4 protein-coding genes, 1 tRNA gene and 1 pseudogene are annotated in these 5,363 nt (G+C 69.9%); 2 read left to right on the top strand and 4 right to left on the bottom strand.

The annotated features are described in order from the left end of the window. A pseudogene (locus tag G7A99_RS15645) lies at nucleotides 1–306 on the top strand (MBL fold metallo-hydrolase); the annotation flags it as partial. A 33-nt stretch (nucleotides 307–339) separates the two neighbouring features. Beyond that, on the top strand, nucleotides 340–2,079 hold the full coding sequence (locus G7A99_RS15640; protein WP_163141805.1) for a bifunctional protein tyrosine phosphatase family protein/NAD(P)/FAD-dependent oxidoreductase: 1,740 nt from the start codon (nucleotides 340–342) through the stop codon (nucleotides 2,077–2,079). Nucleotides 2,080–2,097: 18 nt separating this feature from the next. Here the strand turns inward: G7A99_RS15640 and G7A99_RS15635 are convergent, their stop codons facing one another. From G7A99_RS15635 to G7A99_RS15620, 4 genes are all read right to left on the bottom strand, one after another. Then, nucleotides 2,098–4,467 (bottom strand): mechanosensitive ion channel domain-containing protein, encoded by a 2,370-nt coding sequence (locus tag G7A99_RS15635; RefSeq protein WP_163141802.1) that lies wholly within the window; start codon nucleotides 4,465–4,467, stop codon nucleotides 2,098–2,100. A 159-nt stretch (nucleotides 4,468–4,626) separates the two neighbouring features. Further along, nucleotides 4,627–4,716, bottom strand: a tRNA-Ser gene (locus G7A99_RS15630). Nucleotides 4,717–4,785: 69 nt separating this feature from the next. Next, on the bottom strand, nucleotides 4,786–4,992 hold the full coding sequence (gene csrA, locus G7A99_RS15625) for a carbon storage regulator CsrA (RefSeq protein WP_163141799.1): 207 nt from the start codon (nucleotides 4,990–4,992) through the stop codon (nucleotides 4,786–4,788). A 185-nt stretch (nucleotides 4,993–5,177) separates the two neighbouring features. Then, nucleotides 5,178–5,363: ACT domain-containing protein (locus tag G7A99_RS15620; RefSeq protein ID WP_163141796.1), on the bottom strand; the 186-nt coding region annotated here is incomplete at its 5' end.

The following is a 5,363-nucleotide window of genomic DNA, read 5'->3' as shown; positions in this document are numbered from 1 at the left end:
TCCATTCGCCGCGTGCTCTCGCTGCCCGGCGAGACCCGGCTGTTCATGTGCCACGACTACAAGGCCCCGGGCCGGGACGAGTACCGCTGGGAAACCACCGTGGCCGAGGAGCGCGCCGCCAACGTGCACGTCCACGACGGCGTGGACGAGGAGACATTCGTGCGAATGCGCACGGAACGGGACGCCACGCTCGACATGCCGCGGCTGATCCTGCCGTCGGTTCAGATCAACATGCGCGCCGGCGCCTTTCCGCCAGCGGAGTCCAACGGCGTGCGCTATATCAGGATACCGCTGAACGCGCTCTGAGCCGCGCGTTCCACGGCGGGGAGGAGAGAGACCGTGGAGACGAGAAAACCGCTGTCGCCGTTCTATGCGGTGACCACCCAGCTCCGTGCCAGCGACCTCGGTGCGCTCGCCGCCGAGGGCGTGCAGACCGTCGTCAACAACCGCCCCGACGGCGAGAGCGAGGACCAGCCCGCCGGTGCCGAGCTGGGGGCGGCCGCCGAGCGCCTCGGCATCGCCTATCATTACGTCCCGGTGGTCTCCGGTCAGATCACGGACGACGACGTCCGCGCGTTCGCGACGGTCCTCGCCGATGCCCGTGGCCCGGTGGTTGCCTTCTGCCGCACCGGCTCACGCTCCACCAGCCTCTGGGCCCTGAACGAGGCCCGCCACCTCGCGCCGGACGCGGTGCTTGCCACCTGCGCCGCTGCCGGCTATGACCTCTCCGGCCTGCGTCCGCGGCTGGAAGCGGCCTGGTCCGCGGGCACCGCCGGCGAGGCCACGGCCACCGGCAACGGCCGCCGGTACGACGTGCTCATCGTCGGCGGCGGTGCCGCCGGCCTCGCCACCGCCGCCAGCCTGCTGGCCCGGCGTCCGGCGCTGGATATCGCGGTCATCGAACCCCGGGAGCAGCACTACTACCAGCCGGGCTGGACACTCGTCGGTGGCGGTGTCTTCAAGCGCGAGCAGACCGTCCGCCCCATGGCCGAGCTCATACCCGCGGGCGCGCGCTGGATCCGGGCCGCGGTCGCGGCCTTCGAGCCGGGGCAGAACCGCGTGGTACTGGAGGACGGCGAGCGCCTGAGCTACCGGACGCTGGTCGCCGCCCCGGGCATCCGGCTGGACTGGGACGCCATAGAGGGCCTGTCGGAGACCCTCGGCCGCAACGGCGTGACCTCCAACTACCGCTACGAGATGGCCTCCTACACCTGGGAGCTCATCCAGGGGCTGCGCGGCGGGCGGGCGCTGTTCACCCAGCCGGCCATGCCCATCAAGTGCGCCGGTGCGCCCCAGAAGGCGATGTACCTGGCCTGCGACGAGTGGCGTCGCCGTGGCGTCCTCGACGCCGTCGACGTGGAGTTCAACAACGCCGGCGCCGTGCTCTTCGGCGTCGAGACGTTCGTGCCGCCGCTGATGCGCTACGTCGAGCGCTACGGCATCGACCTGGCGTTCAAAAGCAACCTCGTCGCCGTCGACGGCCCGGCGCGGACCGCGCGCTTCCGCGTGCAGGACGCCAGTGGCAACGAGCGGCTGGTGGACAAGGGCTTCGATATGCTCCACGTCTGCCCGCCCCAGACCGCGCCCGACGTGGTGCGCGAGGGCCCGCTCGCCAATGCCGGCGGATGGATCGACGTCGACCCGGAGACCCTGCAGCACGTGCGCTACGGCAACGTCTTCGGCCTCGGCGACGCCTGTGGCGCGCCCAACGCCAAGACCGCCGCGGCGGTGCGCAAGCAGGCACCCGTGGTGGCGGAGAACGTCATCGCCACCCTGGACGGGCTGCGCTGCCGCGCCGTCTACGACGGCTACGGCTCCTGCCCGCTGACCGTCGCCCGCGGCCGGGTGATCCTCGCGGAGTTCGGCTACGGCGGCAAGCTGCTGCCGACGTTCCCGCTGGACCCGACGGTGCCCCGCTGGAGCATGTGGATGCTCAAGGAGAAATGGATGCCCGGCATCTACTTCAACCTCATGCTCCGCGGCCGTGAGTGGCTCGCCCGGCCCCGCCGCCTGCCCCACGACCCGGAGGCCCGGGAGGCCCGCGACGCCCTCCGCGAGGGCCCCGCACGCCACCACTGAACCATCGTCGGCGCGGCGTCAGCGCCCGTCCCCGGGCGCATCCGGCCCGGAGGTGCTCGTGCCGAGGTCCTCGGGGCGGTTCTCCGCCGGTGTGTCCTGACGGGTATCCCGCCGCGTGACGGTCGAGGTCTCGCCGAGCACCACGTTCGCCGGCGGTGCGGAGCCGTCCTTGTCCTGGCCGAAGTACATCGTCATGTGCGGGAACGGGATCTCGATGCCGGCGCCGTCGAAGTGACGCTTGACCAGGCGGTTGTAGGCGCGCCCCACCGCCCACTGGTTGCCCGGGGTGGTGCGGATGCGCACGCGGATATTCACCGAGCTGTCGGCGAGCGCGGTGACGCCGTCGATCTCCACGTCCTCCAGGATCTCCGGGCCCAGCGTGGCATCGCTGCGCAGCTCCTCGAACGCCGAGCGCAGCGAGGCGATGGCCTCGTCGATGTCCTCGCGGTAGGCGATGCCGTACTCGCCCATGTGGTAGGCGAAGCCGCGCATGTAGTTGGCGACGTTGTCCACCGACGAGAACGGGATCAGGTGGTACGTGCCGGCGAGGTCGCGCACCCCCACCGAGCGCACGGTTAGCTTCTCGACCGTGCCTGTCACCCCCGAGATCGTCACGACGTCCCCGGTGTTCATGGCGTTCTCGAGCTGGATGAACACACCGGTGATGATGTCCTGGACCAGCTTCTGGGCACCGAAGCCGATGGCGAGTCCGAGCACACCGGCACCGGCCAGCAGCGGGCCGATGTTGATACCGATCTGGGAGAGCGTGATCATCACCGTCATCGCCACGATGGCGATCACCGCCGCGTTGCTGAACAGTGCCAGCAGGGTCTTCTCCCGTGCGCTGGGCTCGCCGGTCCCGGTCTCCGGACTCATGCGATGCTCGATGACGCTGGCGATGGCCACCCATACCGCCGCGGCGATAAGCAGCGTGATCGCCACACGGACCGCCACCTGGATCACGGCGAGGCCGAACGGCGAGTCGAACCACGCGCCGATATCCATTACCGACCACGCATCCAGCACCCCCAGGGCCACGATGAACGTCACCACCCCGCGGGCGGCGCTCACCATCGCGGGTACGTACGCATTCAGGCGATGCTCCAGCATCGGCATGCGCCGCTGCCAGTCCTCCGGCAGTCGGATGTGCCGGCGCTTGAGCCGGCCGAGGGCGTCCGCCGCCAGCAGCCCCGCCAGGGCCATCGCGAGGCTCATGCCCGTGGCACGTACCACGAAGGCCAGGGTCCCCGCCGGATCGACCTGACCGCCCACGAACAGCACCGTGGCATAGACGGCGGCGATCAGATGCCAGGTCCGGGCCAGCCCCCCCAGGAGGGCCCGTCCCGGACCGGTACGCGCGTGGGCCGCTGCGCGCTGAATCACGCCGCCGACCGAGCGCCGGTGCCGGAACACCAGCACCAGCACGTACAGGTACCCCACCGCCATGACGACGAGTCCCACCGTGCGCTCCGTCTCCGCCACCGTGGCGTGACGGTTCGCCAGCGGCAGGGCCAGCAGCAGGCCGTAGCCGAGCCAGGCGATGACCCGACCCGCACGCACGTAGACGTAGCGCGCCTGCTCCGCTGCCAGCGGCACCGGGCGCAGGCCGTCGAAACGCGGCGATAGGACCGCGCGTACGACCACCCGCAGCCCTTCGACCACGACGAAGGCGTTGACGAACAGCGCCGCCCAGTGGGGAAGCCGGTCACCTCCACCGGGCAGGGACAACGCGATGACGTAGGCCGCGATCGCCGCTGCGACGATGGTCAGCGCGTCCACCGCCACGCCCACGACCACTCCGGTCAGTGCCCGGCCGGGGCGGCGCCGGTAGCCCGCCGCCGCCCACGAGGCGACGCGCCGGTACAGCGGCGCCGCGAGCCGGCGAAGCACGGAGAAGATGACAAAGGTCGCCACCACCAGGCCCGCGAAGGGCAGCACGCCGCGAAGCAGCTCGCCGTAATCCCGACCCGGCCGCCAGAGCGCGGTCGCCGCAGCGGCAACGGCGGTGGCGGCGCTGGAGACACGCTCGATCACGCCATGCACCGCGGCCTCGGTAACCGAGGCGACGCGCTGCGGCAGCGAGCGTATGCGTGCGACCGGGCTGTCCGGCGCGATGGCACCGGACTCGCCTTCGTCCTCCGGGCCACCGCCTCCCTGCTGCTTGCGGGCCAGACGGCGCAGCTCGCCGATCAGCTGCTCGCGGGCCTGCTTGTCCTCGAGCATGTCCGCGAGCGCCGCATAGTCCGGCCCGCCCTCCTGCTCCGCGGACGTGTTGCCACCGCCGCCGGGCGCGATGGCACCCACCTGTGCGGCGGCTGTACCGGCGGCCAGTGCCAGCACGAGGAGCAGTACGACGTCACGAAACCAGCGCAGCAGTCCTGTTCTCACCGTTATCCCCTTCCCTGCCGAAGGTCGGGCCCGCCACATGGGCCGCCCTGCCAACTTACTAATCCGGAACGGGTTAGTCACGGCGGCACCCGCGCCGCGACGGCGGGCGTAAACGAAAAAAGCCCGGCAGGGGTGGCAGACCCTGCCGGGCTTCATATCTGGCGGAGAGAGAGGGATTCGAACCCTCGATGGGCGTTAGCCCATACTCCCTTAGCAGGGGAGCGCCTTCAGCCACTCGGCCATCTCTCCGGGGGCTATGCCGCGTCGGCGACAACGGGGGCAAAGCTTACGCAAATTGCCCCGCTGCGTAAACCCGGTTCAGTCCCTATCGCCGGCACTCTCGTCCTGGGCGCCCGGTTCGTCCTCGTGCTGGATGCGGTCGTAGATCTCCTCGCGATGCACGGATACGTCCCGCGGCGCGTTAACGCCGATACGCACCTGATTGCCCTTGACGCCGAGCACCGTCACGGTGACATCGTCGCCAATCATCAGCGTTTCCCCGACTCGTCGTGTAAGAATCAACATTCCTTGATCACCTCCTTGCCGAAACGGCCCCCCTTAGCCCCCCTGTCATGTCCCGCCATCGCGGTCGGCAGGGTTTCGCGAGCTGCCGATACTCTCGTTGTACACAGTGAACCTGAAAAACACGAGCGTCACGCCGTCCATCGGCGATCCATGCCGGACGGCGGAACGACCCGTTCGTTGAGGCGTTACTGCGGCTCGCCTTCCACGCGAACCGTCTCGCCCTCCTTGTTATCCAGCTCGAACGCCCGGTGCAACGCACGCACGCCGAGCTCGAGGTACTTCTCGTCGATGACCACCGAGACCTTGATCTCGGAGGTGGAGATCATCTGGATGTTGATCCCTTCCGCCGCCAGGGCGTCGAACATCCGGCT

Source organism: Arhodomonas sp. KWT (genome assembly GCF_010993615.1).
The sequence above is the reverse complement of the archived record's forward strand: the minus strand, read 5'-3'. Positions and strand labels throughout refer to the sequence as shown.

What these genes read in the sequence shown, in the direction of transcription:
- csrA (WP_163141799.1), bottom strand. Translation starts at nt 4,992, where the DNA reads ATGTTGATTCTTACACGACGAGTCGGGGAAACGCTGATGATTGGCGAC.